General features: G+C 47.6%; 5 protein-coding genes. All 5 read left to right on the forward strand.

Features of this window, described 5'->3' with window-relative positions:
* Positions 1 to 260: 260 nt before the first annotated feature.
* Positions 261 to 737, forward strand: a complete 477-nt coding sequence (locus COA65_10195) for a hypothetical protein (GenBank protein PCJ56745.1) — start codon at positions 261 to 263, stop codon at positions 735 to 737.
* 4 nt (positions 738 to 741) lie between these two features.
* Positions 742 to 1,188: a hypothetical protein gene (locus tag COA65_10200; protein ID PCJ56746.1), complete on the forward strand. Its 447-nt coding sequence runs from the start codon at positions 742 to 744 to the stop codon at positions 1,186 to 1,188.
* 55 nt (positions 1,189 to 1,243) lie between these two features.
* Complete coding sequence (locus COA65_10205) at positions 1,244 to 1,612, forward strand: hypothetical protein (protein ID PCJ56747.1); 369 nt, start codon at positions 1,244 to 1,246, stop codon at positions 1,610 to 1,612.
* A gap of 113 nt (positions 1,613 to 1,725) precedes the next feature.
* Positions 1,726 to 3,099: a hypothetical protein gene (locus COA65_10210; protein ID PCJ56748.1), complete on the forward strand. Its 1,374-nt coding sequence runs from the start codon at positions 1,726 to 1,728 to the stop codon at positions 3,097 to 3,099.
* Positions 3,100 to 3,565: 466 nt separating this feature from the next.
* On the forward strand, positions 3,566 to 5,923 hold a 2,358-nt coding region (locus COA65_10215; GenBank protein PCJ56749.1), incomplete at its 3' end, for a hypothetical protein.

Here is a 5,923-nt window from a genome sequence, read left to right on the forward strand (position 1 = left end):
CATATTGACATTACGACAGTTCCGTGTTATATTACTATAATGGCCGAAATACAACCTGTAAAAGAGGGTGACATCAAAGGTGATGCACAAGACCTGTTGAGAAAACAAGCACTATGGAAACTGACGTCGTAGCACAGAATCAATTGGAAGCATTAGGCTTTGCCCAGTCTCGTTCGAACAGAGAACAAGCAGCCGGAGGTTGCCCAGCGACTCCTCCTGATAGTGAGCTTTATGATACAGATGACGTAGTCATCCCTGCGATGAAGCCCATTCCAGCCCTCGGTGGCGTAGCCAACGCACCGTATGTTACGTTGAAGAAGGAGAAGCCTGAGCACCGAATGTGTGCATTTCTGAAGGCACAAGGGATGTCGAACATCTCGATCGGTGCACGGATGAAGTATACACCTCAGATGGTGAGTATGATTGTCCGACAGCCGTGGGCACAAGAGATTATCCTACAGACTATCCACGATAACGGCGGCAATGCCGTTAGGCAATTGCTGGAAGGTGCAGCCGAGGATAGTGTCCTCACATTGATTTCCGAGCGTGATAACGAATCAGCTAAACCTAGTGAGCGAATCTCTGCTAGTCGTGAGCTGTTAGATCGTTATCTCGGGAAGCCGACCCAACGAGTTGAAACCCAAAAGCTACCAGATGCTACGTCGGTAAGCGAACTGGATCGTGAGATCGCAGAGCTGGAAGCAGAACAACGAAGGTTACAAGGTGCGAAGAATTAACAAGATGACGAAGTTCATCCCAGTGACGGTGGGGATAATTGCAACGATAGCCATTATCGGCTGCGTAGTGCCGTTTGGCACAGACGCTGATGGAGACGGTAAGATAACTGGAGATGAGATCGAAGGTTACGCTCCGGATCCTAAGATGGATGCTGCGCTAATGACAGCTAAGGTGGTCGGTACGGCCACACCGTGGAGTCCGTTTGTGGCTGCTGGGACAACGATTGTCTCGGTGTTGCTGGGTGGCTTTGCTAAGATCAAGACGGCTAAGCTGAAGAAACAGAGTGTGCTGTTAAGCACAGTTGCGTATGCTGTTGAACAGGTTAATGATCCGTTGACCCGGCAGGCGATTGGCACAATCGCAAGTCTTCGAGGCGTTAGGAAAGATTTGAAAGAAGCTGTTGCAGGTGACCGTGCTGCAGCTAAGAAAGATAAACCTACAGAAAGTTAAACCTATGGGACAAATAAGTTTAGATTACGGAGAGTCAAGTGGTGGCTTCCAGACAATGAATGTAAAGCTGTCAGCGACTGCGTTGAGTAATGATGCATCTGAGAGTTCAGTGATTAAAGATTGGCTGTTAGCTAATGATCAGGCACCGCGTCATGAAGAGTTGATTACGTTGGTAGCTAATACGAAGAAAGTTATTACTATGAATGCACAGGCCGGTGGAGTTATCATCGAGCCAGTGAATCCAACGACTGATCTGTATATGGGTAATACAGATGAGACGACAACGACTTCTGCACACGCTGATGATAACTTGATGCAGATAAGTCTGACAGAACCGCAGATGATTATCTTTGATCCTGCGACACAACCCGCCATTGAGTTATTCTCCGCAGGTGGAGGAACCGTTAAGCTTCTGTGGATATAGACGAGCCAGAGTTATTCGTTGTAAAGCGCAGGCTTAGGGACTTGAAGAAGTCTCGGCTTGAAGCTGTACGGCAGAATGGTCTGGCTTTTTACGTTCCACATCCTCGACAAGATATGTTCCACCGGGCAGGTGGCGTGACCAATAGACGGATGGTTCGAGCAGGGAATAGGTGGGGTAAGAGTGAAGCAGGTTGTGCTGAGGACGTGAGTTGGCTCCTTGGTGAACGGCTCTTTTATCCTAAGAATGATCCTGCTCGAACCGCGGGCATCCCAAGACATGGAGTTAAGCTGTTGACGATCACGACTGATTGGGATAAAGTTAGTGAGATTTGGACTGGGCCTGAAGGTAAGGTATGGAAGTTCCTCCCGATGGCGTATGTAGTGAGTAAGAAGACTAACCATTCTGGTGCTATTGACCAGATCCACATAGATTACAAGGGGAGAAAAAGTGTCTGGAGATTCGATACAGTTAAGTCATTCAAGGCGAACCCTATGGGGCAGGAATCCAGCGACTGGGATGCGGTGCATATTGACGAACCTTGCCCCGAGCAGCAGTTTAAAGGCGTGGCAAGAGGCTTGGTCGATAGACAGGGTCATGCATGGTTCACTCTTACGCCCCTTAATGAAGCGTGGATCAATGATTACTTCTTCCCCGAGGATACTGGAGGCGAAGAGATCTCCAGTCGGTGGAGTATCACTGGCACCATATTCGACAACCCACATCTAAGTCAAGACGCTATTTCTGAATTTGAAGCACTGCTGACCGAAGAAGAAAAACAATGTAGAATGTATGGTTTGCCTCTACATCTCGCTGGACTCATCTACAAGCAGTTCGACAAGAACCGGCATGTGTTAAAAGAGGTGCCTGAGGGTTGGAAGTCATTCGGGGAGCCACCCGTAGACTGGCCTATTTATATATGGATTGACGTCCATCCTCAGACACCCCATGCGGTTAATTTCTTTACAGTGAGTCCTCACGGGCAGGTTATGCAGTTCTTAGACATCTTTGAGCATTGTTCAATTGCTGCACTATGTCTGAGAATTAGATCGGTAGTCGGCTCTCGTACTGTGGTGGCAGCGAGAGTCGATCCGTTAGCTTATATCAATGATCCGGTTACGATGTTGAATATGGCTACAGAGTTTCATAGGTGTGGCGTGCATGTGCAGAAGGCTACGAAAGCGTTAGCTGAGGGTATCTTGAAGACACAAGAGTGTCTCGCTAAGGAGAATTACTTTTATATTACACCGTTGTGCAGGACTACGTTGTGGGAGATACAACGGTATTGCTGGGATGAAAAAGGTGACAAGCCAGTTGATAAGGATGACCACTGTATGGAGAATCTTTATAGGTGTATGTTACATGGCATCCGGTGGGTAGACTTTAAGGAGCATGAATCACAGATTGTAAACGATATTGAAATCGTTGGTCCCGGGTGGGAAAATGACGAGACAGTGGACGTTACAGAAGAGTTACAAAAGGTATACTAATGAGTCAATCTTTAGGTCACAAAGTAATTACACATACATCAGCCACTGCCGCAACTGCTACATCGGTTGCGCTGGCTGCCAATTCTAATAGACGGTTCTTAGCGATAACTAATACGCATGCGACAGACGCTGCGTGGATTCAGTTTGTTGCTGACGCTACAGCTGCAATCCCTAGTGTTAGGATCTCTGCTGGAGTTAGACTCTTTTATGATGCGTTTGTTCCAACGAGCGTAGTTAACTGTATCCGTGGTGGATCGAATGACATCAGCCTCTCAGTAGAAGAAGGATAATGCCAGACCCTCTGACAGATTTAGATTTAGTTCAAACTACGATCGATCAGTTTCGTAAGATGGACTCCGATGGACGGACAAGTGAGTTCCGTCTTTCGCGGGGTTATAAACACCCGTCTACATCTATACTGAATCCGAATGCTCTTCTTGGCGGTGCGATACAGACACCACATTATATGTGGGAGATGGTTGGAGATAATCCTCATGCGTGGCTAATTGGGAGTGGTGATCGAAGCTTCCGTATGCTGAACAAGACGAACAGTCTGCAAGGGTTCGGCATTAAGAGCGATGGTGCTACAATGGAGTTTGTCAGGCATACAGCTGACGATCTTGATTTTGGTAATGATGAAGTATTGATGAGTTTTGGCTTGTCTACGGGAGCTGTCTCGTTCCCTGATGATAAGTTTCAGGTTACAGATGATGGAGATGTTACAAAGATATTAAAATTTCAACTGGACCAGATAACGACTGCAACCACGAGAACAGTCACTGCGTTAGATGCTCACGGGGTTATGGCTCTGACCTCAACTGTCCTTGGTAACCAGCAGATCCCGTACGCTGGGGCCGACGGTCGCTTATCTGGTTCAGCCTTATTAACTTTCGCTTCTAGCCAACTCCATGTGGGTGGCTCTTCTGGTGAAACTCCTAGTGCATCGTCACAGATCGTAGCCGAGGGAGTAGCTGCACAGATTCAACTCCTGTCCGATGACGGGCAAGCTTCCTTTTTGACGTTCGGTGCTTCTTCAGGTTATACAAATTGGGCTCAGTTGAAGTATGACCATTCTAATCTGTATGCGGCTTTTCAACTACGGACAAAGGGTGTTCTACGGTATAGTTATTCGGAAAGCGACAATACTCACTATTACTTAGGAGATGTTGTTCCAAACTCTAATAATGCTTACGATCTTGGAGTCACTGGCCTGCGGTGGAAGAAGGGGTGGTTTACAGACCTGGACATCACTACAAACATTGTGATAGGTGGCACAGTTGATGGTATTGACATCTCAGTGGATGCGGCTACACAAGCCTCTCATATCGCTGATGGGACGATACACTTTACGTTAGAGGCAGTGATGGATCAGGTTGACTCCCTGATTGTTGATGGCACGAATATCAATACAGTTTATGACGATGGTGCGAATACGCTGACTATTAATGTAGATGACGCTCCGACCTTCAGTGGATTAGTTACTGCTTCCGCTAGCCTTGCCGTAACCGGAAACATTACAGTATCTGGACTTGTGGATGGTAAGGATATTGCAACCCACCATGATGATGGAACCATTCACTTCACACTTGAAGCTGTGATGGATCAGGTCAATACACTGATCATTGGTGGTACGAATATCAACGCGGTGTATGACGATGGTGCTGACACACTGACGATCAATGTTGATAATGCCCCTACATTCAGCGGGACAGTAACGGCACAGTCAGGACTCAGTGGAACTATTTTTGATTTCACAAGTGGTATATCTGCTTACACAGGTCGGGTTGGACGCTACGTAACACATGGTCTGTTCCTGCATAGTGAGGCAACGGTCACTCACTATAACTGGATTATTTCTACACAGGATCAGGTGGACGCTACTATGGAGTTCAGCCCTTCCACTCTAGTTGGTGGGTTTATTTGGGATACTCCTGCGATGCAGATTCACCAGAACGGGAACTTAACTGTTACTGGCACAGTCTCTGCAACAGGATTCACCCCAACCGGGTTGACGAATGATCAAGTAGTTCATGTCTCAGGTGGAGTGCTTACCACCAGCGTGAAGCTTGGGTGGGACGGTTCGACACTGGATGTTGATGGGGCGGTTACTGCAACTGGAGTTTCTACAGGTTCAAGCTTCGTAGGAACCGGCACGGCAACCAGCACGTTTCTAGGTAAAGTCGATGTAAGTGGTCCTACGTGGAATGATCTTTTCGAGGTTGGTTTAACTGGCACAGCAGAAGTATTCAGGATCTGGAACGGGGGAAGTTATTTCTCATTCGCAGGTGGCTCTGGTGGAACCACAGAGATGGTAAGGGTGCAGCATGACCTTTCAGACTTTCAGATTCTCAGCAGTAAGTTGACTGTAACGGGAACAGGCATCTCAACTTTCGCCGGTCCCGTAACTATCAGCCACAGTGCCCCAATTTTCACGATATCCTCTACCACTACGAACAATACACGTATCATAACAGACGCAACTCCTACGGGAGCAGGCAACAACTTACACAGAGATATTTACAGGTGGAATGGCAATGATGTTGTAGAAGTCCGGGCTGTTTCCGGCTCTGATACTGTCAATAAAGATGATGGTGCTTGGAGCGTCTGGACCTCTCTAGCTTCCTCCAGTGTAGTGGAGAGGCTGACGGTAAGTAATGCTGGTTTAGTCACAATCGCGCAGGAACTCACAGTGAGCGGAACAGGGACCAGCACCTTTGCGGGGGATGTTAAGATCAATCCATCGGGTGGAGGAAGACTGCGGGTGGGTGGAGACAATACATCCATCCCCGGTATTGAATTTGGTAACGCTGTCAGTGATGACCGA

This window comes from Rhodospirillaceae bacterium (genome assembly GCA_002746255.1).
GTDB lineage: Bacteria > Pseudomonadota > Alphaproteobacteria.